The sequence below is a fragment of the Marinobacter sp. F3R11 genome (assembly GCF_003318275.1).
In the GTDB taxonomy this organism is placed as follows: domain Bacteria; phylum Pseudomonadota; class Gammaproteobacteria; order Pseudomonadales; family Oleiphilaceae; genus Marinobacter.
Genome location: NZ_QOCH01000015.1, coordinates 1,191,820 through 1,213,135, shown reverse-complemented (window position 1 = coordinate 1,213,135; position 21,316 = coordinate 1,191,820). Strand labels below are relative to the sequence as shown.

The following is a 21,316-nucleotide window of genomic DNA, read 5'->3' as shown; positions in this document are numbered from 1 at the left end:
TCGTTACAGGGGGTTAATTCAGGTTTGCTGCGATAAAGCGTTTTATTGGTATTTCGCAGTATTGTATCTGTGTTGCCCTGGAAAATATCCTGGGCAGGTACTCAGTGCTGGCTATCCATTCCAGTGGGGGCATCGCTATCCGATGGTGAGAGCCAGAACCACCAAATGATCGCGGCCATCAGAACAAGACCACCAGCATTGACCAGTATAGTTTCCATCAGTTCGGTTCCCCTTTTGATAGTTGGCTTTGGTTTGTTCCCTGAACCGGTTTGTGACTGGTTTTAAACAGCCGCAGCCGGTTGGCGTTGGTAACAACGGTTACCGAAGACAGCGACATGGCGGCCCCGGCAAGGATCGGGCTCATCAATATGCCCCAGACCGGATACAGCAGGCCTGCGGCGACAGGAATGCCCAGGCTGTTGTACACAAAGGCTCCAAAGAGGTTTTGACGAATGTTCTTTACGGTAGCCCGGGAGATTTCTATGGCATCGGGTACGCCGTGCAGTGAACCCCGCATCAGGGTGATGGAGGCGCTCTCGATGGCCACGTCGGTGCCGGTGCCGATGGCGAAGCCAACGTCGGCTGCGGCCAGAGCGGGCGCATCGTTGATACCGTCGCCCACCATGGCGACGGTGTAGCCCTTACCGCGCATTTCGTTTACCACGTCGGCTTTATCTTCCGGCAGAACTTCAGCGCGGTACTCATCAATACCGGCCTTGGCGGCAATGGCCTTGGCCGTCGCGTCGATATCACCGGTGACCATCATGACCCGGATGCCGGCATCGTGCATGCGCCGGATGGCGTCCTCAGAATCTGCCTTGATGGCGTCGGCAACGCCGAAAACACCCAGCAGTTTGGTGCCGAGAGCAAGAAACAGTGGTGTACCGGCTTCTTCGGTAATGGCTTTTTCTACGTCGTTAAGACCACTCAGAGACAGACCCTCCGCTTCCAGCCAGCGGCGGTTGCCGAGACGAACCGGTTCCCCATCAAAATCTCCCACCACACCTTTGCCATTCAGTGCTTCAAAGCCGGTGACTTTCAGAGGTTCCGCATTTTGCTCTTTGGCTTTATTAATGATGGCTTCTGCGAGTGGGTGCTCGGAATGCTGCTCCAGACCTGCAGCCAGAGCCAGCAGTTGCTGCTCATCGTCATTTATCGCATGCAGGAAGGTCACCGCCGGGTGGCCTTCGGTAATGGTTCCGGTTTTATCGAGAATCACCAGATCCAGCTTGCCTGCGGTTTGCAGGGCGTCCCCCTGGCGAATCAGGGCTCCGTATTCTGCAGCCTTGCCAACGCCGACCATTACCGACATGGGCGTGGCGAGGCCCAGGGCGCAGGGGCAGGCAATGATCAGAACGGTGGTAGCCGCCACCATCATATGCACAACCGCAGGCTCTGGCCCGACGTTGTACCAGACCAGCGCTGCAGCCACGGCAATCAGCATAACGCCGGGCACGAACACCGACGATATCGTGTCTGCCAGCCGCCCTATGGCCGGCTTAGAGCCCTGAGCTTTTTTCACCAGGTGGATAATCTGGGCCAGGGCAGTTTCGCTGCCGACTCTTGTTGCCTCGTAGACAATCGTGCCGTGGGTATTCAGCGTACCGGCGGACACCTCATCATCCACCGCTTTGCTCACCGGCATGGGCTCGCCCGTGAGCATGCTTTCGTCGATACGAGTGCTGCCCTCAACGACGCGCCCGTCGACAGGCAGATTCTCGCCGGGGCGAACGCGGATATGATCGCCCTTACACACATCTTCTACCGGAATATCCTGCTCTTTGCCGTCACGGATAACCCGCGCCGTTTTCGCTCGCAGATCCAGTAGCCGGCGAACTGCTTCGGAGGTCTTGCCCTTGGCCCGGAGCTCCAGTGCCTGACCCAGGTTGATCAAACCGATGATCATGGCCGAGGCTTCAAAATAGACATGTCGCGCCATCTCCGGCAAGGCTTCAGGAATACTCACAACTGTTATGGAATACAGCCATGCCGTACCTGTACCCAGCGCAATCAGCGTATCCATATTGGCGTTGTGGTGCCTGAATGCCTTCCAGGCACCGGCGTAAAAATGTCCGCCGGTACCGGCCATAACTGCCAGTGTCAGCATACCCAGCCCAAACCAGATGCTCTGGTTTGCATCGGTTACCGTCATGGAACCGAATCCCATGCCCCATACCATCAGACAAACGCCCAGTCCCAGGCTGATAGCCATCTTTACCAGCAGGGTTCTGTATCGCTTTTTATCCTCTTCCTGTCTCTGGTCGTCTGCTGCATCGGTATTCTCTATAACGCTGGCGCCATATCCGGCCCTTGTTACTGCTTGCACCAGAGCTTTCGGATCTGCCTGGCCCGTTGCTGTGGCAGTATTGTCAGCGAGATTCATGTGGGCATGATTAACGCCGGTAACTGACTTCAGCGCTTTCTCGATGGTATTGACGCAGGAGGCGCAGGTAGCGCCGGTAACTGACAGGTGTATCTGGTTATCAGCCTGAGTGACCCTTCTTTGGTTTTCAGGCGTGCTGTTCGAAACCCCGGCCCGCTTGTTCTCGTGTTCAGCCGCTTTGGGGGCAGGGCTTGCGGATGTTGTAGAACAGCAGCTGGCTGGGGGTTCAGCCTTGGTTACCGGCTCAGCCGGGAAGCCTGTTTCGGTGACAACTCTCGCCGCCTCGCTGGCATCAATGTTTTCAGGCAAAGCCACTGTCTGATTTTCGAGATTAACCTCAACCAGACTGGTATCCCCGGTCAGTGGCTCCAGAGCATTGCGGATTTTCCTTGCGCACCCCTGGCAGGAGGCGCCGGAAATGCTGAGGGTAGTGCGTAGCACCGGTGCTTCGGTCATGGCGGTTTACTCCTCAGCCTGCATTTTTGAATTACTGTCGTCCCAATGTTCGATCAACCGGCAAATAGTATGGCCATCCGGCGTGCCATCCGGCATATCCTGCCAGGTGTCCAGGGCTGTTCTCATTCGTTTATGCAGTTGCTGCAACTCGACAATTTCCCGCTCTACTTCCTCCAGTCGCTGCTGGAATACATCCCGAACCATAGGGCAGGGCGAGTGATGATCGTCTGCCTGATCCAGAATCTGCCGAACCTCCGGTAATGAAAAACCCAGTTGCCGGGCCTTGCGGGCAAAACGCAGTCGGCGAAGATCCTCAGCGTCGTAGTGCTGATAGTTGTTGTCAGGGTTTCGGGAGGGTTTAAGCAGCCCTTCCCGGGTGTAAAAGCGAACAGTGTCCGGGTTCACTCCGGCGGAAGTAGCGAGTTCTTTAACTTTCATATTCAGCAGTCCTCCACACTATCGCGGGCGATCATCGAAATATAAATGCCGGCAATATTAATGACGAAGGATAGTCTAAAACCTGTGAGCTGCTCACAGGTCAAAGGTTTTCAGGAAGAGGAATTTTTGGCCCGAAGGAAGGTGCCACAGCTTTTGCACTGGTCAGGTGCCATCAATTTGGCTTGCCAGCCAATCTTGTGGCCACAGGCCGGGCACGACAGGCGCAACTGCAAAATAATGATCGGAGTAATCAGAGCTGCAAGCAGAAGGCCCAGTGGGCCCCAGTCATCGCCACTGGAAAGCCCGAGCTGGCTGCTGAAAACCAGAAGAATGACCAGGGCTACGAACGCAAAAATGAAATAATTCCGGTTCCAGCGTTCCCATCGACGAAGTTTACGGTCCTGTTCCTGCGTCAGATAACCCGTGCTCATAAAATTTCACCTGAAGAATTCAAATTCAATGTTGGAGGCGTAAGAAGGCAATTACAAACCAGAAGTTTCCGCGAGTTTCTCAAAAGCTCCATTGGCCAGCGACTTTTCCAGTTCGGCCGCCGGAACCGGGCGGCTGATGAGGTAACCCTGAACGAGATCGCAGCCCTGGCTTTTGAGGAAGGCCAGCTGTGCCGGTGTTTCTACGCCTTCAGCAATAACATGCAAGCCAAGGTTATGGGCGAGATTGATAATCGCCCGGGTGATGACCGCATCGTCATGACGCTCAGTTATATCCCTGATAAACGAGCGGTCAATTTTCAGAAAATCTACCGGGAAATCTCGCAGATATGCCAGAGAGGAATAGCCAACACCAAAATCGTCGATCGCCAGCTTTATACCAAGTTCATGCAGGCGCGACAGTTGCCCCAGGTTGTGCTCGATGTTCTGAATGAAAATTTCCTCGGTCAGTTCTACCTCTAGCCGGTTTGCCGGAATCCCTTCTGCATCCAGAGCATTACGTATACGGTCAACAAGGTTGTCTTCATCCAGTTCGCGCCCGGACAGGTTTATCGCTACCCTCAGGTTCTCGAAACGGGTTCCATTCCAGGCGGCCAACTGTCGGCACGCTGCCATGACTACCCACTGCCCGATGTCGGTAATCCGGCCGCTTTCTTCTGCCAATGGAATAAATTCTATAGGTGACAGCAAACCCCGACGGGGGTGTTGCCACCGGATAAGTGCCTCAACGCTGTTGATCTTGCCGCTGGTCAGGTTCACCTGTGGCTGGTAGTGGAGTACAAATTCATTATTTGCAAGAGCCTGACTGAGATCCTTTTCGAGTTCCAGACGCATAACTTCTCTTTCCTGCATACCCTCCGTATAAAACTGGTAGGTATTGCGTCCCTGTTCCTTGGCGCGATAAAGGGCAATATCGGCATTGCGCAGGAGTATATCGGCATCAAGGCCGCTATGGGGATACACAGCAACTCCCAGAGTTGCTGTGACTCCATGAGCTTCATCCTGAATCACAAAAGGCGTGTCAAAACAGTGTTTGATCAAGCCAAGCAGATAGATAACATCGTCAATATCTTCCAGGTTTTGCTGGCAGATCATGAATTCGTCACCGCCGGAATAAGCTACAGTAATGCCTTCATCACTGAGCTGGTCGAGCCTTGCGGCAACCTGAGCGAGCAGCTCATCACCGAACTGGTGTCCGAGAGAATCATTCAGCGTCTGAAAACGGTCAAGGTCCAGCATCACGAGTGCCACCTGGCGCCCCTGGCGACTCGCAATATTCAGTGAATGGGCGAGATCCTCCATAAAGAAGCGCCGGTTCGGCAGCCCTGTGAGAACATCGGTTGACTCAAGCCGCACAAGGTCCTGCTGAATCGTTTTGCGCTGAGCAATTTCTTCATCGAGTTCCTTTCTGGCCGTTAGCAGGTCCCTGTTGCGCCTGAGTATGAGCTGCAGAAGAAGGGCTGAAAGGCTGGTCAGTAGACCCATACATATAAGTGTGATGAACGTCCAGCGTGGCCAGGGGCTACGCTGTTTATCAATCCATTCAGGTGAGGGCTGAACAGTGAGTTGCCAGTCCAGAGTAGGAATGTTGACCGGCTCGGTGTAGGACATCAGGTGGGTGGAACTTTCGAAATCGCTCAGGGTGTAAACCGGAACGCCCTTGCTGAGAATCTCAATCCGGAACATGGAGGGTTCCCGGGATGCAATCAGCTGGTGTGCCAGTGTTTCCATCCGGAAGACGCCCGCAATCAGGCCATTGTTTTCAGCTCCGGCGCCGACCGGAGCATAAATCACAATACCCTGACCACCCTGATGCAGCTCTATCACCCCGGAGATGTCGTAATTTCCATGTTCAATAGCGGCTTCAAGAGCCTCCCTGCGCTGTTCATTAAACGCTACGTTGAAGCCTTTTGTGCCTTCATTGGAGGACTCAGGTTCCAGCCAGCGAATAAAAAAATCCCGGTCTATCCACTCGATGGCCTGATATATACGAAAATCTTCAAGGTAGCTGTGTGCATCTTCGCGCCATACGCTTTCAGACATTTGCGGATCTGATACCATACGCTTGGCCATTCGCCGTATAGCGTCGGCATGCACCCTGAATTCCCATTCCAGATTATGGGCCATACTCCGGGCTTCATTTTCGAGGTTGGCCTCTATTTGCCCGGTATACTGCTGAATCAAACCGTAGCGAAGACCGGTAGCCATACTCAGAAAAACAAGGAAGATCACCACCGGTATAGCCGGATTCAGCAGGCGCTCCATAAAAAGCCCGACTTTTTTTGGTGAGTGTTCCAAGTAGTGCTCCGGTTACCAGAAAATTAATTGGTCAGTTTAGCGACAGATGATTAACAATAGTAAAACTTTTTTCGGGGATCTGACCTGACAATCCAAGTGGCTCAGGCCCTGGCGCCGACTTTTGGTATGCCCTGACGTGGAATTTCCTGCTTCGGGCAGCGATCCATGACAACTGTCAGACCTGCAGCCTCAGCCCTGGCGGCACCTGCTTCATTGATCACACCGATCTGCAGCCAGAGCACCGGAACCTTCAGTTCAATGGCCTGGTCAATAACGGCATCTGTACGCTCCGGTGCAAGGAACAGCTCAACCATATCGACTGGCTCCGGTATAGAGGCTATGTCCCCATAGACGGTTTCGCCCAGTATTTTCTGGCCAGCAAGACGCGGATTTACCGGAATAATCCGATATCCATGCTGCTGCATGAATTCCATGACTTCATGGGAGGGTCTGTTGGTTTTCTCGCTGGCGCCCACAAGTGCGATGGTGTGGATGCGCTCCAGAATGGCACGCATTTGATCGGGTTTATTGCTTGGCATGGATATGGACTACCTGTGTTGAACTAACGGTGTGCCTCAAGGCAGACGGATACGGATTCCGCATAGCGTAGCGCGTGGGGCTTGTCTATTTCCACTCGTGCCCACTGGACAGCTGCATGCTCCATAACGATGCTGAGCACTTCGTGGGTCAGACGCTCCAGAAGCGCAAACCGATTGCCATCTACATGACTGATAATCTGCTTGGTGATTGTACGGTAGTTGAGCGCTGCCGTGATTTCGTTCCGGCTGATCGCTTCCGCCGCATCGTAGGTCAGGCAGATATTGATGATCACATCCTGTTGATTGTTTATCTCTTCTTCTTTGATGCCTATATATGCCCGCAGCAGCAAATCCTTGATCTGCACTCTTGCCTGGTGGTTGCTGAGAACTTCTGTCATACCGCCTCCATCTGAACCGCAGGAATCAACGGTTACTGCTGATCAGATTAAAAAATTCTGTGCGTGTTGCCTGGGATTTGCGGAACTGCCCCAGCATCATGGAGGTTTTCATCTTCGAGTTCTGCTTTTCAACCCCGCGCATCATCATGCACATATGTTGTGCCTCGATCACCACGGCAACGCCTTTGGCATTAGTAACGCTTTCAATGGCTTCGGCAATCTGTCTGGTCAGGTTTTCCTGGATCTGCAGCCGGCGGGCATACATATCGACGATGCGCGCGAACTTGGATAAGCCCAGCACTCGTCCCTGGGGCATGTAGGCGATGTGGCATTTGCCTATAAAAGGCAGTATATGATGTTCACACATGCTGTAGAGCTCAATGTCCTGAACTACAACCATTTCGTCCATTGCGGACTCAAAGACTGCATTGTTGACGAGGTCATCAAGGTCCTGCTGGTAGCCACGGGTAAGAAACTGCATGGCCTTGGCAGCCCGCATGGGAGTGTCCTGCAGACCTTCACGGTTGGTGTCTTCACCCAGTCCGTTGATGATGGCGCGGTAGTTGTCCGCGAGGTCGTCAAGGAGTTTGGTCATAATCTTTTCCGGCTCTCTATGGTGTTGGGGTCAGGATTGTACTTCAGAGTACGGCAAGGTCTAAGCTCCGAGGCTCAAAGCTTAAGTGAATTTGCCCGGCATCTCTATGATCTACGATATTGTATTCGTGAAAGACCGTCCCTGATCAGTCGTTTACGGAGTGCTGTGCTTACAGGGGGGGCGTTAACGCCAGTAAGGCTCCGGCCAGCAGACACCACCTGATTCCGGCCCCTGGCTTTGGCCTCGTATAATGCCTGGTCGGCGCGGTTCAGCCATACGGACCAGGTTTCACCCTTGCTGACCTCGGCAATACTGGCGCTGGCAGTCACTTTGATGTCGTCCAGAAACGGTCGGGAGTTGATGCTGGTCAGGAGTTGCTGGGCCAGGATACTACCCTCCCGCATATTGGTTTCAGGCAGCACGATCATGAATTCCTCTCCGCCGATGCGAAAAAGCCGGTCGTTTTCCCTGAGGCGTTTGCGTAGACGCAAAGTCATCTCTTTCAGGACTTTATCGCCAGCATTGTGCCCCCACTTGTCATTAATCGCCTTGAAGTAATCCAGATCAAGCAGGATCAGGCTGGATACTCTCCCATAACGCTCCTGCATCCGAATCTTGCTGTTCAGAATGTCGGCCAGTTGCGACCGGTTTAGGCAGCCAGTGAGCGGATCGGTAGTTGCCAGTCGGGTAAGCTCATTCTGAAGCTTGCCGACCAGCCACGCGAAAATCATGGAGAACAGGCAGTTGAAGCCCAGTGAAAAGGTGATGCGCCAGAAATCCGCCTCGGGAAATTTAACAAATGAAACCACGGCCATAAGGCTGATGAAGATGATATTACAGACAATGGCCTCCCCCAGCGGCAGGAGGAAGAACAGGGCTGAGGCGGCAGGATATGCCAGGTAAACGCCTGCGTGCCCGGTAATGGATGTGGAGTATGCTGCGCAAGCCATGGCTAGCAGGGGGAAAAGCCGGCCTTTCAGAAAATAGATGTCACGGAACCGTAAAAGAACGATTACCAGAACAGCGTTAATGCAAAAGAGAAGTAGCAGGGATGAGAGCAGGAAATGATTGTGTTTCCATTGCACCACCACCAAAGGAGCAACCGCAATGAACGCCCATAAGTGCAAGTGGTAAAGAAGCTGCCGTTTGAAGCCAAGCACCGCGAGGGTCGGATTGGTCGACATGGTATTGGTAGAGGAAAAGGTATTCACTGCATACTCCCGCTGTCTGAGCAGAGCCATCCAGCCCCCGCTACAGGGTTGTTTGAAAGTTTAACATGGGAATTTTCCCGGTGGCGCCTGGATAGATGTTTCATGCATTATTAATTTGGTTCAGTTGGCCCTTGATGGCCACTTCGTTAAAATCTCCGTTCCATCTGATTACTGTTCATACAGATCGTTGACGGGAAACCCTATATGACCGCTATCCACACCCGCGCGCCAGCACTTACCATCCGGGCAGGTCGCCGAGCCATGCAGCGGTTGCAGGAGAAACCCCTGACTCCGGATGATGTCCATGTGATACCCGGTGCTGCCGGCGGCCCCAAGGCTCTTGGTCTCAGTGGCCTGGATAAAGCCATTTTTGGTGACTGGCTGCTGCGGGTTGAACAGGAGCGTTCGCTCATTGGTTCGTCCATCGGTAGCTGGCGGTTTGCAGCGATTGCATCGTCGGACAATCCTCGGGCTCAGCTTGCCCGATTGGCCGAACTCTATACCTCACAGCGCTTTTCGAAAGGTGTCACTGCTGCGGAGGTCAGCCGTCAAAGCGTCGAATTCCTCGAAGAACTGATCGGGGGGCGCGAGGATTATATCCTTGAACACCCATGGTATCGCCTTAATATCGTCGTTGTGCGCACATTGGGAATGCTTGAGCCTGAATCCAGAGGGCGTTTGGGACTGGGCCTCATGGGAGCTATAGGTGCAAACATGGTAGGCCGGCGCCACCTCGGTCGATTCATGGAACGGGGTATTCTCCATGATGCCCGGCAGAAAGCTCCTCTGGCACCCCTGAATGATTTTCTCAGCCATGAAGTTCCTCTGACTCGCGATAATCTTCAGCCTGCATTGCTGGCTTCAGCGTCCATCCCATTGGTTATGTCTGGCGTTCGGGATATTCCAGGCGCTCCAGGTGGTATATACCGGGATGGCGGTCTTCTGGATTACCATCTGGATTTGCCCTATGAGCAGCCGGGAGTGGTTTTGTATCCGCACTTTACTGATCGGATAGTGCCGGGCTGGTTTGATAAAACCTTGCCCTGGCGGCGTGGCGATGCGACCCGCCTACAGGATGTGTTGCTGGTAGCGCCTTCTCCGGACTATCTGGCTGGCCTGCCAGACCGCAAACTCCCCGATCGTAAGGATTTCGAAACCTATGTTGGTGATGACAGCGGCCGGGAGCGCTCATGGCGAAGAGCGATTGCCGAGAGTGAGCGTATGGGAGACGAGTTTCTCGAGCTGCTGGAAACCGGCCGCCTGATGGATGTGCTTCAACCTTTATGACCGCCGGAACTTTGCAGCTCTCAGGTAGTACTCCGGGCTGAAAATATTCCCGCGGCGCCATAGACAACAAGAAAAGTAATGAACGCGGTTACCACGACGGATGGACCGGCCGGTGTATCCATGTGCCACGATAGGCCCAGCCCTCCTGCTACTGCAAAAAAACCGAACATGATCGCCAGCATTGCCATTTGCTCCGGGGTTTTTGCCAACCGGCGTGCCGTGGCTGCAGGGATGATCAGTAGTGCGGTAATCAGTAAGACGCCGACCATCTTCATGGCAACGGCAATAACAAGAGCAAACATCAGCATCAATAGCAGGCGCAGGCGCTCAACATGCACGCCCTCAACCCGTGCCAGCTCTTCGTGGATCGTGCTCATTAGCAGAGCACGCCAAAGTGAGATCAGGAGCGTCAGGACCAAAACCGCCCCGCCATAGATCCACAGCAAATCGTTGCGAGTCATGGCCAGAAGATCACCAAACAGCAGGCCGGTCAGGTCAACCCGGACTTCCGGCATAAAACTGAGTGCTACCAGACCTATGGCTAAAGCGCTGTGAGCAAGAATACCCAGCAAAGTGTCGGTGGCGAGGGTTTTATTGCGGGAAAAAGACATCAGGGCAATGGCCAGAATAAGGCTGGTAATGATCACCCCAAGATTGAGCGGGACACTGATCAGAAAACTCAGGGCTATGCCCAGCAGAGCCGAATGGGCCAGGGTATCGCCGAAATATGCCATTCTCCGCCAGACCACGAAACAGCCTAATGGTCCGGCAACCAAAGCAACACCCAGTCCACCGACAAGGGCACGCCAGAAAAAATCGTTCAGTACGGCATCAATGATGCTCATGATGACACCTGTCATGACTGAGTTCACACATCTGGTCCTGGCCAGGTTTGCCGCTACCAACTACGTTGCCATGAAGGTCATGGCTATGATTGTGATGGTGGTGATATACAGCCAGAGACTCGGCCACAGGCTGCCCGAAGGTTTCGATAAAAGCAGGGTCGTGGGAAACATCCGCAGGGTGTCCACTGCAGCATACGTGCTGGTTCAGGCAGATAACCTTGTCGGTGGCAGCCATGACCAGGTGCAGATCGTGGGAGATCATGATAACGCCACAGTTCAGCTCATCTCTTAACTGGCGGATCAGGTCGTAAAGTGCAGCCTGGCCGTTGATATCAACACCCTGTGCGGGCTCGTCGAGGACCAGAAGGTCCGGTTTCCGGACCAGTGCGCGTGCCAGCAGCAGGCGTTGCTGTTCACCCCCGGACAGGTGATGTACGGAAGCATTAAGCAGATGGCTGACCCCCGTTCTTGCCAATGCAGACTCGCAATCTGCCAGAGATCGACCGCTGAGCAGCATAAAGCGTTTAACGGTGAGAGGCAGAGTAGGCTCCAGGCTAAGGTGCTGGGGCACATAACCTGTCACCAGGCCTTTTGAGAGCGTGATATGGCCACTGGTTACCGGCTGTATACCCAGAATGGCTTTGATCAGGGTAGTTTTGCCCGCGCCGTTGGGCCCGATGATCGTTATGATATCGCCACGGTGGAGTGACAGGTTTACCCCGTCAACAACCGTCCGGTCGCCAAACCGGACAGTAAGGTTGTCGATGGCAACCAGGGTTTCACTCATGGTTTTTTTCCGCCAGGCAGCGGGGGCAGAGGCCTGACACCTCAAGGGTTATATTTTCGACGCGGAATGCTTCTGCGTCAGCAGCATTGTGGATCGCTGTGGAAACATGCGTGTCCGTCAGTTCAAGAACATTGCCGCAGGCACGGCAGATAAGAAACATGCCTGTGTGCTTTTCACCCGTGTGGGCGCAACCGGTAAACGCGTTAAGCGAGGCTATACGGTGAACCAGCCCATGCTGCTGCAGGAAATCCAGTGCCCGGTAAACTGTTGGTGGCGCGGCGTTATGGCCTTCGGAGGCAAGCTCCGCGAGCACATCATAGGCCCCGAGGGGCTTGTGGGATTGCCAGATCAACTCAAGCACCCGCTCACGGGTGGCGGTCAGACGGACATTTTTCTGCTGACAGATTTCCCTGGCATCGGCCAGAGCGTCGCTGACACAGGTATCGTGGTTATGGGGACGGTATGGGAGTGCGCTGGCGGACATGGTCGGGATCCTGCTAGGTTTGCAACATTATAACATTCGCAAGGATCCTCATGCCACGGGGCCGGTGAATAACCCGAGTGTCTGCCACTTTGCAGTTCCTGATTCTACAGCTACACCAGTGCTTCACTGGCAAGAGATTCAAGGTAATCCAGGTCAGGAATCCAGGCGGCTTCACCGTCAACATCGATCTGCATAAGATCGGCAGGACCTTTTTCACCATCCAGAGGCTTAATCTGCTGTTCGTTAATGCGAACCTGGCTGGGAATGCCCTGGGTAATCAAAGCTATAAAACGAAGCTTTTTGCTATTCTCGCTGATGGTGTTCAGCACAATAATCCGCCCGCGATTTTCACCAGGTACTGTCAGATTTCCACCGTTGGCTGCATCGTAGGAGATAACCGGCAGATTTAATCCCCGCCACTCCAGCCGGCCAGCCAGCCAATCCGGCGCACCGACGCCTGCGTCACTACTGGCATAGTCCACTACCTCGGCGATGGATACGTTGGGGAGAATAAGCTGCCGCCTGCTTACGGGGATCATAACGCAGGAGAGAGTCTGGCTGTTGTCTTTCATTGCTTGTGTCCTCAGACGGTATCCCGTTTCTGCCTGCCTTTGAGCAGACAGGATTTTTCAATAGTTTTGACCAGTTCCCGGGCCAGTTGTTCGGGAGTGCCGCAAAAACCGGAACAGCCCGTGGCGGCTACAGAATCGGGCATGGAGCTGTTACCACAACTGGAACTTTCCTGAACCCAGATCCGGCTACCATAGGCTTTGAGTAATGGCGCGGCCGTCACGCCGTCGGCACCCATTCCGGAAAACATGATCGCATGGCAGTGGGCCCCATAATGATCTGCCGTATTGAGCAATACCTGATCAATGGAAGGGCCGTAAGGCCCGGGCCATGGGGTGTCCAGTTTGGTAAGTACCCCGGTGTTGTCAAATTTCCATTCGTTTTCAACCGGCATCATTACTACGTCGCCGTTTTTCACCCGGTAATTTTCTTCAGCATGCCGCAGTTTGTAATGGGCATGACGGCCAAGTACACGGGTAAGTACTTCTGTAAAATGACCATCAATATGCTGGGCGTAAATAAACCCTACAGGCAAGCCTGGAGGAAGGTTATCCAGAAACGCCTTAACCGCTGCAGGTCCGCCCAAAGAGGCGCATAGTACCCAGACATCCTCAGCCACAGAGCCAGGTTCAGCGGCGGGCAGCCACTGTGGAAGCACGGGCGCCCCATCGATTTTAGCAGGTTGTTCCGCAAGCTCTTCAAGACTGTCTTTGGAGTCCAGTTGCGCAAACTCTCCCAGCTCTTGCTCCAGCTTGCCCAGCAGCCTGCGCTCCCAGCGGAAATACTCGGTACTGCCTGAGGACGGGGCCTGATCGAGACCGAACAGGACGGGCGCCTCTGTATTCTCCAGCAGGTAATCGAACAGAGTCGGATGGTCCGCTTCATCTTCCAGCGAAACCAGCCATAAACCTGCTTCCGGGAACCCTGACTGTCTCTGAAGCCTTTCGGGATCCCCGGTAAAGCAGACCTCAAGGCCGAACTTCGTAGTCGTCGCCTGCAGACGATGCCTCTGCAGGAGAATATCCGACACAATACCAACCTGAGCCCGACCGTTATGGCCGGTCATCACTGCTTACCGGTTAGCCGTTCGATTGTCTTCAGCAATTCAGTCTCCTGGAACGGCTTGCCGAGGTATTCATTTACGCCAATAGACAGTGCCCGCTCACGGTGTTTTTCACCGGTACGTGACGTAATCATACAGATAGGCATATCACGCAGAGTGTCGTCGTGTCGCACAAAACTGGCCACTTCAAAACCGTCCATACGTGGCATTTCGATATCCAGCAGCATGATGTCCGGCTTATGATCCTGCAATTGCGCAACTGCATCCAGGCCGTCTTTGGCGGTGATTACCTCCATGCCATTACGTTCCAGCAAGCGTGAGGTAACTTTCCGGACGGTAACAGAATCGTCCACTACCATCACAACGGTGGCGCGCTCTTCGTAGCGAGCAGATTCCCGTGTTTTTTCCAGATCGGCCAGACGCTGGCGTTCAGACAATATGTCGGAACGGATCATCGCTGGCAGATCGAGGATCACTACCACATTACCATCACCAAGAATGGTTGCACCGGATACGCCACGGACACTACTGAACTGCGGGCCAAGGGATTTAACAACAATTTCCCGGCTGCCCATCAGGTTGTCCACTTGCAATGCCATGGGCTGGTCAGCGCCGCGAACCAGGATTACCGGCAACGGCAGTGCCTGGCCCTGTAACTTCGGTTGATGGTCGCTGTTCAGCAGACTACCGAGGTATTGCAGACGATATTCCTGGCCAGCGTATTCGTAAAGCGGTGCGTCTGGCTTGTAGTATTCCTCAAGTTCGTAGGTGCTGACCCGGACAATACCTTCAATTGTATTGAGTGGGATTGCATAGAAGTCTTCACCCGTGGATACCATCAGGGCACGGTTTACCGAGACGGTAAACGGCAGCCGTACGGTGAACATGGTGCCTCGGCCAACCTGCGATTCTATATCCAGGCTTCCGCCGAGCTGTTTGATCTCGGTGGCCACCACATCCATACCAACGCCACGACCGGAAATCTGAGTAACCTGTTGCGCGGTTGAGAACCCCGGTTGCAGAATAAACTGGAGGATTTCCCGCTCAGAGAGATCTTCTTCTTTTTGCAGCAGGCCTTGCCGGATCGCTTTGTCACGGATGACTTCAGATGGTATGCCTGCGCCGTCGTCCATCATGCGCAGAACCACATCGCCACCTTCACGGACAAGTGACAGGGTCACTTCACCGGTTTCGGGCTTACCATTTTTCAGGCGTTCAGCGGGGCTTTCAATGCCGTGATCGACAGCGTTGCGCAACATGTGCTCCAGTGGCGCGATCATGCGCTCCAGAATGTTGCGATCCATTTCGCCTTCAGCATTGCGTACATCAAACTCTACTTTCTTGCCCAGCTCGTTACTTATCTGGCGAACAATCCGTCGTAGACGCGGCACCATGGAGGAGAACGGAATCATTCGGGTCTTCATCAGACCTTCCTGGAGTTCCGTATTGATGCGGGACTGCTGCACCAGCAGGGTTTCCGTATCCCTGACCCTGTCAGAAAGCGTCTCGCGCAAGTCTGCAAGGTCCGAAGAGGATTCGGTCAAAGCCCGGGATAGCTGCTGTATAGAGGAGTACCGGTCCATTTCGAGCGGGTCGAAGGCGTCGCCATAGTCGGGTCCGTGCTCTTTTTCGGCACTGAACAGGATCTGGGTCTCTGTCTCGATTTCCATCCGACGCAGCTGTTCGCGTAAACGCTCAATGGTCGCGGCCATCTCGTCCAGGGTCTGGCCAAAATCGCTGCTTTGCTGTTCCAGTCGACCACGGGTAATACTGGTCTCACCCGCAAGGTTGACCAGGTCATCCAGCAGAGGAGCAGATACCCGGATGGTCTCTTGTGCCGCAGGGCGGTGTATCTCTGGGCCTTTGTTTCTTGCTTTTGCCGGCGCTTTTGCCTGTACAGGTTTAGCCGCAGGCTCTGCCTGAGTATCTGGCGCGTTCTCATCACCGGATATCTCCGGCTGCGGCGATTCCTCAACCGCTGGCGGAACTTCGCTCAGGGTTTCCTGTTGTGTGTCATCGGATTTGAAACCATTGCGCACCTCTGCCACCAGGGCAATGATGTCGTCGTGGGCTTCGGTGATGGCCTGCCACTGGGCATCATCCGGTGCCTTGTCGCCCAATTCGATAAGGCGGGCTTCAAAACTGTGAGCTTTATCGCCCAGCACCGATAGCTTCGATAAACGGGCGCCGCCCTTGAGCGTATGCAAAGCGCGTTGCGCTTCGTGATTGAAGCGGCTGCTGCCCGGATCTTTGCGCCAGTCATCAAGAAGCTGGTCCAGCTGATCCATGATTTCGCCGGCTTCTTCCAGGAATATCTCCAGGATTTCCGGATCCACTGCTTCCTGGTCTGCCTCTTTTGCCTGCTCTTGCGGGCGTTCTCCGGGAATGCTGTCAGGTTGTTGTACGCCGCTGAAGGCAGCAAGAAGTTCAGCGTCCGCTACAGGATCGCTACCTTGCTCCAGTGTACTGAACATCTGGGCCAGGTTTGCAAACCCGCGGTCGCTGAGTGCCAGCAGAAGCTTCTGATTGGCGGGGTTGGACATCAGCGTGTCGAGTGCGCCCGACCAGGCTTCCGCGAGATCCGCGATGGGGTCGAAATCGGACAGCCGTGCGCCACCCTTGAGCGCATGCAGTTCCTGTTGTAACTGTGCGACACCTTCCATAGCCTGCGGGTCTTCGCGCCACTGGTCGAGGCATTCGCTGATAACATCATGGATCTCGTGAGCTTCATCCAGGAAGATGCTCACCAGCTCGTCATCGCTGTCCTCTTCCTGGATAACTTCCGGAAGTGGTGGGGTAATATCTGCTTCTGCTTCTGCTTCTGCTTCTGCTTCTGCGTCTTCGGCTTCGGCTTCGGCTATTTCAGTTTCAGTTGCTTCTGCGACCGGTGGTATTGATTCGCCACGGAGAATTGCTTCAACCTGATCCACCAGTTCATTGGCGGGGGGGCAGGGTTTCTGGGTGGCAACCTGTTCAACCATCTGGGCCAGCCGGTCGTGGCAGGCGAACAACAGCTCATTCATTGCGCTGCTGGGTTCAAGGTCGCGCTCAGCTACTCGCTCGAAGAGATCTTCAAGTACGTGAGTCAGGTCACCAATGGCCTCGACGCCGGCCATCCGCGCGCCACCTTTGAGGGTGTGTACGTCTCGCTGGAGCTCTGCGGCAATTGCATGATTGGACGGATCTTCACTCCAGGTGTGCAATGCACTGCCTGTTGAGTTGATCAGGTCATAGGCCTCTTCGAGGAAGATCCCGATCAGCTCAGGGTCCATGTGCGAGAGGTAGGTTGCGTGATCGCTGGTTTTGGCCTCGTCAACTTCCTCAGGCTCCGGAACCGGGAGCGGGGCTTCATCGGATGTGGCCTTATCCTGCTCTTCCGATACGGTTACATCAGTGACCAGCCGTGAGCCGCTTGAGGAGTCCACGTAGGCCCGGATTTCGCTGATAAGATCCGGGGCAGGTCGTGGAAGCTCCTTCGCTTGCATGCTTTCAACCATGCCGGCCAAGCGGTCATGACAACGGAAAAGCAGGTCCGACAGCTCGTCGCTTACCGATAGCCGCTGTTCGGTCAGCCCTTCAAACAGGTTTTCAAGTTCGTGAGAAAGATCGCCCACCGACGGAATATCTGCCAGGCGTGCTCCACCTTTGAGCGTATGCAGGTCTCGCTGAAGCAGGCGCAGGATATCCAGATTGCCGGTTGAAGTGCTCCAGATCTGCAGTGCCTCGCCGGTGCTGTCGATAAGGTCGCGTGCCTCATCGAGGAATATTTCGGCGAGTTCCTCATCCAGATTATCTTCAGATGTTTCTGGTAAAGGCAGGTCGGAGGGCGACTGCTGGCTGGCGTCACCCTGTTCTGAGCCAAGTGTTTCCAGTTCATCCAGGTCAAAGCTGAGATCAATCTCTTCCAGGTCTTCAGTAAAGGCCTGATCAAAATCACTGGATTCCTGAGGCTCCCGACTGGCGATGGACTGGGCAAGTGCTTCCAGTTCGGCAACCAGTTCGTCTCCCGGTGTGATCGCTAACCCTGCTGCAACCTGATCCATCATATTGATCAGATGCTCGTGGCCCCTGCGAACGGTCGGGAAGAATTGTGCATCCGGTACTGCATTACCGGCGATGGTTGCTTCGTAGACTTCCTGCAGGGCTTCTGACAGCGCTGCAACGTCCGGCAGGCCAGCGTCGGCGGCGGCATTGGTAAGCCGCGTCAGTTCAGTGTTGAGCCGGTTGAGTGATGCAGTGTCCTGTGGGTTATCTGACCACTGATCGAGAATAGGATCTGCGTTCAGAACAACGTCCAGGCCTTCGTTCAGGAACAATTGCACCAGCTGTGATGGCGCTGGCTGCTCGCCTTCTGGGCTTGGCTCTTTGCTGTATGTGCGAAGCCTGTCGTCTGAAACGAGTTGCAGTTTTTCCAGGAACGCATCAGTACCAGGCAGGGACGCCTGAGGATCTTTGCGAAGCTGTGCCAAGCCTTGTGTCAGGAAGTTACAGGCCCGTTCAATCAGCGATAGCACATCGCGGTCTGCCCGCAAATTCTGGCTGCGGGACTCCTTGATGAAGTGCTCCAGAGGAGCAATAACTGCAGCAATGGGGGTAATTCCTGCAGTGTGGGCGCTGCCCTTGAGTGTATGCAGAGCCCGGGAAAGTCCATCGGTGTAGGACACGCTGACTTTGTCGCCGGCTGAGGCCAGGAACTCGTTCAGGGTTTGCAGATGGGTTTCGGTTTCGCTCTCGAAGATATCGAGGAGTACCGGGTCTACGCCACCATCGTCTGTATCGGGTTCATCCATTACGCCGATGGAGGGTGCTGCCTCCTCCCCGGAGATTGGCATGGAGCTGGTTTCGGGAATTTCGCCGTTAGACAGTGCAGTGGCACGTGCCTGAAGCCCTTCCGGATCGACGGAAGGTGGCTGCTTGCGTTCGAAGTCACTTACCAGTGCAGGAAGAATGCCGGTGGCCTCGTCCAGCAGGTTTGCTATATCGTCGTTCATGAAAATGCTGCCGTCGATTACGCGGTTCAGCATATTTTCGATAGACCAGGCAAGTTCACCGACTACCTGTGCGCCGACCATGCGGCCACTACCCTTGAGGGTATGGAATGCGCGGCGTACTTCGGACAGAGCGCTGCGATCGTCGTGCTGACGAAGAAGCATAGGCAGGTACTCGCGGATCGTATCCAGAACCTCGCCTGCCTCCTCGATGAAGATTTCGAGGATTTCATCGTCAATCAGGTCATCCTGCTGATTGTCGTTGGCTTCTGCTACTAACGGTACCGGGATTTCCTCGGGTGCCGCTTCGGGACTCACATCTTCGGGTGCAGAAGCAGAAGCTTCTTCGCTTTCGCTGCGGCGGGTTGTCGCCATGGACTCTGCGCGGTCTATAAGACTGGATACGTCACCGCCTACCTGGCCTTCCCGGAACTCTTGAATAAGTGAAGGGATGCGGGCGTTGGCTTCATCAATCAGGGCGAACAGTTCGTCGTTCGGTTTAATGGTCTGATCAATGACACGGTTCAGCAGGTTTTCCACGGACCAGGCCAGTTCTCCGAGGCTGTTTGCCCCGACCAGACGACCACTGCCTTTAAGTGTATGGAAGGCCCGGCGGACTTCTGTCAATGCCTGCCTGTCGTCGTGGTCCTGGCGCAGTCGAGGATAGAATTCCTCGATTGTCTGCAGGACTTCTTCTGCTTCCTCTACAAAGACGCCAAGAATTTCGTCGTCCAGAAGATCTTCGTCAGAGGTTTTGACTTCCGTTTGCTCGACAACCGGAATATCGTCCTGGGCGGGCTCTTTGTCCCAGGTTGGTTCTTCACCCACCGGAAAGCCCAGGCTTGCAAGGCTTTCTTCAGCGATTTTCAGAATATCTTCGTTGTCACTGATGCCCTCATCCAGGCGTTCCAGATAGTACTCAATGCTGGTGATTGCGTCTGCCAGGGTATCCAGTTGTTTCCAGTCAGGCACGTGCTTGTCACTGAGCAGAACGTCTGAAATGTAGCGCTCGGCGGAGGCAAGCATGGTGGACACACGTTCCAGAGGAACCAGGCTCAAACCGCCGCGAATGCTGTGAAGCAGGCCAGGGACGTGCTCAATTTCACGGGTATCCCACTGGGACGCTATAAAGTTAATTACCGCTGATTTTACCTGCTCCAGAGTGTTGCGTGACTCTCTGAGGAGAGCGCTGCTGGCTTCCCCGAGCTCACGGAACCCTTTGCTTGAAGGCAGGTTGTCGCCGTTATTTCCGGAGAGTTCCGGCTGTCGGTCATTATCAAGGCTTGCGAGACTTGCCTCTACGTACAGCAGAGCCCCTGCGATATCCATCAGAGTGCCGTCATCGACCAGTTCACTTTGGGCGCTGACTTTCTCGATAAGCTCAATCTGTTCTGTAATGACTTTCCGGGGAATCCCCAGACCCAGCACAGCGAGCGTGTTGCCAACCTGCACCAGGCCGGGCAGAAGGTCTTCAAGTTCATTGTTCTGTCGCACTTCTGAACGAACAAACAGGTCGAGCTGATCTTTCAGCTTAGCAAGTTCTTCGTTGAGCGCGCTGACCACCGAGTGGATGGCTTCACGGCCGGGGCCGGAGACCCGGGTTCTGGCAGCATCTACGTCACCTTCGGATGGCAGGGCCTGTTCCAGTTGGTAACGGCTACGCAGATCACGGACTTTATCGGAGTCGAGATCGTTTGCCCGGGCAACGTAGTAGAGCAGGTGTTTCAGCAGCGCATCGGGCGCTGGCTGTGCAAGAATATTCCCGTGCTCATCTATGAGGCGGCGGATTTCACTATCGAGATCCCGCAGCAAAGACTTAACCGCTGCGTTGACAGGATTAGCTCTGGCTTCCAGCGTTTCAACGAAGGCCGCTGCGGCTTTCCAGAGTTCTCCGCGGGGCGTTTGCTGACAAAGACGAATCAGTCTGTGAATGACCTTTTGCAGGTAAGCAAATTGTGCACTGAGGTCTTCTTCGCGAACGATGCCAGCCAGAGCAAACTGGTACATCTGGCGCAGTTTGCGGATATGCCCAAGGACCTTGGGATCCTGCAGACGTTGGGATACGCTGCCTGCAACCCGCATGCGCGATGGTCCCATATCTGGCTTGAACAGGGATGTGTCCGAGAGTAAAGGCTCACCTCTGGCTGCACGGAGGTCGTTCAGCAAGGGTAGCAGTACCATGGGGAAGTCGTCCTGGCTGCTATCCAGATGTTCAAGGTACTGTGGAAGCTGCAGAATCGATTGCATAAGGACGTTAACAGCTTCGTCCACGCTATTGACGCTGTTGTCCAACACCGCTTGGGTGAGCTTTTCCATTTCTTCGGTCAGCAAAGCTGCACCGTAAAGCTCAACCATCTTCAGAGTGCCATGCACCTGATGGAGATAATTCAGGCAGAAGCGCAGGCGAGCCGAGTCGTCACGATTTTCGACATACGCCTCCAACGCATGCTGACCCTGAGTCAGCGTGTCCTGTATCTCGCCCCGAACCCAGTCGAGGGCGATGCTGTCATGGTGGTTGCCCATAA

15 protein-coding genes are annotated in these 21,316 nt (G+C 54.6%); 1 reads left to right on the top strand and 14 read right to left on the bottom strand.

Going from position 1 to position 21,316, the window contains the following annotated elements; all coding sequences use genetic code 11:
• Positions 1 to 217 precede the first annotated feature (217 nt).
• The 8 genes from DS878_RS13990 to DS878_RS13955 form a co-directional block, all read right to left on the bottom strand.
• The gene (locus DS878_RS13990; RefSeq protein WP_113816527.1) at positions 218 to 2,839 is read right to left on the bottom strand and encodes a heavy metal translocating P-type ATPase; all 2,622 of its coding nucleotides are present in this window, start codon (positions 2,837 to 2,839) and stop codon (positions 218 to 220) included.
• Between the two features lie 6 nt (positions 2,840 to 2,845).
• Complete coding sequence (locus tag DS878_RS13985; RefSeq protein WP_113816526.1) at positions 2,846 to 3,277, bottom strand: MerR family transcriptional regulator; 432 nt, start codon at positions 3,275 to 3,277, stop codon at positions 2,846 to 2,848.
• A gap of 110 nt (positions 3,278 to 3,387) precedes the next feature.
• A complete protein-coding gene (locus DS878_RS13980; RefSeq protein ID WP_113816525.1) occupies positions 3,388 to 3,708 on the bottom strand; it encodes a hypothetical protein in 321 nt (106 codons plus the stop codon).
• 51 nt (positions 3,709 to 3,759) lie between these two features.
• Positions 3,760 to 6,024: a putative bifunctional diguanylate cyclase/phosphodiesterase gene (locus tag DS878_RS13975; RefSeq protein ID WP_410003475.1), complete on the bottom strand. Its 2,265-nt coding sequence runs from the start codon at positions 6,022 to 6,024 to the stop codon at positions 3,760 to 3,762.
• 101 nt (positions 6,025 to 6,125) lie between these two features.
• Positions 6,126 to 6,563, bottom strand: a complete 438-nt coding sequence (locus DS878_RS13970; RefSeq protein WP_113816524.1) for a CoA-binding protein — start codon at positions 6,561 to 6,563, stop codon at positions 6,126 to 6,128.
• A gap of 23 nt (positions 6,564 to 6,586) precedes the next feature.
• On the bottom strand, positions 6,587 to 6,961 hold the full coding sequence (gene folX / locus DS878_RS13965) for a dihydroneopterin triphosphate 2'-epimerase (protein WP_113816523.1): 375 nt from the start codon (positions 6,959 to 6,961) through the stop codon (positions 6,587 to 6,589).
• A 25-nt stretch (positions 6,962 to 6,986) separates the two neighbouring features.
• Entirely contained in the window at positions 6,987 to 7,556 is a 570-nt protein-coding gene (gene folE / locus DS878_RS13960; RefSeq protein ID WP_113816522.1) for a GTP cyclohydrolase I FolE, read from the bottom strand.
• A 104-nt stretch (positions 7,557 to 7,660) separates the two neighbouring features.
• The gene (locus tag DS878_RS13955) at positions 7,661 to 8,740 is read right to left on the bottom strand and encodes a GGDEF domain-containing protein (RefSeq protein ID WP_410003483.1); all 1,080 of its coding nucleotides are present in this window, start codon (positions 8,738 to 8,740) and stop codon (positions 7,661 to 7,663) included.
• A gap of 231 nt (positions 8,741 to 8,971) precedes the next feature.
• Between DS878_RS13955 and DS878_RS13950 the strand changes: the two genes are divergently transcribed.
• Positions 8,972 to 10,054 carry a patatin-like phospholipase family protein gene (locus tag DS878_RS13950; protein WP_113816520.1) on the top strand — a complete coding sequence of 361 codons (1,083 nt, stop codon included), beginning with the start codon at positions 8,972 to 8,974 and terminating at the stop codon, positions 10,052 to 10,054.
• 20 nt (positions 10,055 to 10,074) lie between these two features.
• Here the strand turns inward: DS878_RS13950 and znuB are convergent, their stop codons facing one another.
• From znuB to DS878_RS13920, 6 genes are all read right to left on the bottom strand, one after another.
• Positions 10,075 to 10,899 carry a zinc ABC transporter permease subunit ZnuB gene (znuB, locus tag DS878_RS13945; RefSeq protein ID WP_113816519.1) on the bottom strand — a complete coding sequence of 275 codons (825 nt, stop codon included), beginning with the start codon at positions 10,897 to 10,899 and terminating at the stop codon, positions 10,075 to 10,077.
• Entirely contained in the window at positions 10,886 to 11,686 is an 801-nt protein-coding gene (gene znuC, locus DS878_RS13940) for a zinc ABC transporter ATP-binding protein ZnuC (RefSeq protein WP_113816518.1), read from the bottom strand. Before znuC ends, znuB begins: the two co-directional genes overlap by 14 nt.
• On the bottom strand, positions 11,679 to 12,170 hold the full coding sequence (locus DS878_RS13935; RefSeq protein WP_113816517.1) for a Fur family transcriptional regulator: 492 nt from the start codon (positions 12,168 to 12,170) through the stop codon (positions 11,679 to 11,681). The genes znuC and DS878_RS13935 overlap by 8 nt, the downstream gene beginning before the upstream one ends.
• A 110-nt stretch (positions 12,171 to 12,280) precedes the next feature.
• The gene (locus DS878_RS13930) at positions 12,281 to 12,742 is read right to left on the bottom strand and encodes a chemotaxis protein CheW (protein ID WP_113816516.1); all 462 of its coding nucleotides are present in this window, start codon (positions 12,740 to 12,742) and stop codon (positions 12,281 to 12,283) included.
• An 11-nt stretch (positions 12,743 to 12,753) separates the two neighbouring features.
• A complete protein-coding gene (locus DS878_RS13925) occupies positions 12,754 to 13,806 on the bottom strand; it encodes a chemotaxis protein CheB (RefSeq protein WP_113816515.1) in 1,053 nt (350 codons plus the stop codon).
• Positions 13,806 to 21,314, bottom strand: a complete 7,509-nt coding sequence (locus DS878_RS13920) for an Hpt domain-containing protein (protein WP_113816514.1) — start codon at positions 21,312 to 21,314, stop codon at positions 13,806 to 13,808. The genes DS878_RS13925 and DS878_RS13920 overlap by 1 nt, the downstream gene beginning before the upstream one ends.
• Between the last annotated feature and the right edge of the window lie 2 nt (positions 21,315 to 21,316).

Excerpts from the sequence above, each read along its gene's own strand:
- DS878_RS13990 (WP_113816527.1), bottom strand. The coding sequence starts at position 2,839 with ATGACCGAAGCACCGGTGCTACGCACTACCCTCAGCATTTCCGGCGCC.
- DS878_RS13985 (WP_113816526.1), bottom strand. The coding sequence starts at position 3,277 with ATGAAAGTTAAAGAACTCGCTACTTCCGCCGGAGTGAACCCGGACACT.
- DS878_RS13980 (WP_113816525.1), bottom strand. The coding sequence starts at position 3,708 with ATGAGCACGGGTTATCTGACGCAGGAACAGGACCGTAAACTTCGTCGA.
- DS878_RS13970 (WP_113816524.1), bottom strand. The coding sequence starts at position 6,563 with ATGCCAAGCAATAAACCCGATCAAATGCGTGCCATTCTGGAGCGCATC.
- folX (WP_113816523.1), bottom strand. The coding sequence starts at position 6,961 with ATGACAGAAGTTCTCAGCAACCACCAGGCAAGAGTGCAGATCAAGGAT.
- folE (WP_113816522.1), bottom strand. The coding sequence starts at position 7,556 with ATGACCAAACTCCTTGACGACCTCGCGGACAACTACCGCGCCATCATC.
- DS878_RS13955 (WP_410003483.1), bottom strand. The coding sequence starts at position 8,740 with ATGTCGACCAATCCGACCCTCGCGGTGCTTGGCTTCAAACGGCAGCTT.
- DS878_RS13950 (WP_113816520.1), top strand. The coding sequence starts at position 8,972 with ATGACCGCTATCCACACCCGCGCGCCAGCACTTACCATCCGGGCAGGT.
- znuB (WP_113816519.1), bottom strand. The coding sequence starts at position 10,899 with ATGAGCATCATTGATGCCGTACTGAACGATTTTTTCTGGCGTGCCCTT.
- znuC (WP_113816518.1), bottom strand. The coding sequence starts at position 11,686 with ATGAGTGAAACCCTGGTTGCCATCGACAACCTTACTGTCCGGTTTGGC.
- DS878_RS13935 (WP_113816517.1), bottom strand. The coding sequence starts at position 12,170 with ATGTCCGCCAGCGCACTCCCATACCGTCCCCATAACCACGATACCTGT.
- DS878_RS13930 (WP_113816516.1), bottom strand. The coding sequence starts at position 12,742 with ATGAAAGACAACAGCCAGACTCTCTCCTGCGTTATGATCCCCGTAAGC.
- DS878_RS13925 (WP_113816515.1), bottom strand. The coding sequence starts at position 13,806 with ATGACCGGCCATAACGGTCGGGCTCAGGTTGGTATTGTGTCGGATATT.
- DS878_RS13920 (WP_113816514.1), bottom strand. The coding sequence starts at position 21,314 with ATGGGCAACCACCATGACAGCATCGCCCTCGACTGGGTTCGGGGCGAG.